At 76.1% G+C, this 1,210-nt stretch carries 1 pseudogene; it reads right to left on the minus strand.

The features are described 5' to 3' along the window. A pseudogene (locus tag BZL64_RS37960) lies at positions 1 to 1,210 on the minus strand (beta-ketoacyl synthase); the annotation flags it as partial.

A 1,210-nucleotide genomic window follows, 5' to 3' on the forward strand; every position in this document is an offset into this window, starting at 1 on the left:
GGCCCGCGCCACCGTCGAACTCGCCGCCGCCCACCCTGCCCCGCCGGCCAGGGGGCCGGCGGGGCAGGGTGGGCGGCGGCGAGTTCGACGGTGGCGCGGGCCCGCGGGCCGAAGGAGACGGCCAGCCGGTCCGGGCCCTCGGGGACCGCCATGACCGGGACGTCGACGGCGGGCGTGGCGGTGAGCCACTCCTCGAACCGGGCCCCGTGCACGGCGACCGGTACCCGGCCGGGCGCCGCCTCCCGTGCCGTGTCCATGATGTGCTGCACGATCGTCGTCGCCGGGACCACCGGCCACCGGTCGGAGACGTCCGGCCAGCCCGGCCGCTGCGGGAAGAAGCAGTGGTCCAGGAGGTAGGGCATGGTGTCGGGGGAGACTCGGACGGTCGTGCGGTACGGCACGGCCACGATGCCGGTGCTGCGGGCCGGTGCCGTCAGGAGGGCCGCCGCCGTGTCCGCCGTGTCCCGGAGCAGCGCGGACAGCTCGGCGGCGACGGGGGAGCCGGGGACCAGCGCGTCCAGGGCGGGGGTCGCCGGTCCTGCCTGCTGTCTCAACCCGGCCCGGATGTCGGCCAGTCGGGCGGGTGCCAACGACACCAGAGCGCCGCCCAGATCCAGCCGGACCGGTTGCCGTCGCGGCTGTACGGTGCCGGCGCGGGCCGTCGGTGTCAGTGCCGGGGCCACCTCCGCGCCCGCCGCCCACAGTGCGGTCGCCACCCGCCGGAGCTGGGCGAGGCCCGTGCGGTGCGGGGAGTTGGCGGCGACGACCAGATGGTCGTGGGCGCCGAGGGTGTCGCCGACGAGGGAGCCCAGCCCACCCGGTCCGACCTGGACGAACACCCGGTGGCCCGAGGTGTGCAGTGCCTCGGCGAGCTGCCGGAAGCGGACGGGTTCCAGCAGGTGCCGCACGAACAGCTCCCGTACCCGCGCCTCGTCCTCGGGAAAGGGAGCGGCGGTCGTACCCGACCACACGGGGGTGTGCGGCGGGTGCAGCCGGAACCGTCCGGCGGCCTCCTTGATCGGGCCGAGGTGGGGTTCCAGCATCGGCGTGTGGAAGCCGGACCGGAACGGCAGCACCTGGCTCAGCACACCCTGGGCGCGGAACACCCGCACGAACTCCTCGACCGCCGCGTCCGGCCCGCACACCATCGACTGGCCCGGCGCGTTGTCGTGGGACAGCACCAGGCCCGCCCCGGCTGCGTGACACCTCC

Origin of the sequence: Streptomyces bobili (genome assembly GCF_002154575.1) — a bacterium.
Taxonomy (GTDB): Bacteria; Actinomycetota; Actinomycetes; order Streptomycetales; family Streptomycetaceae; genus Streptomyces; species Streptomyces bobili.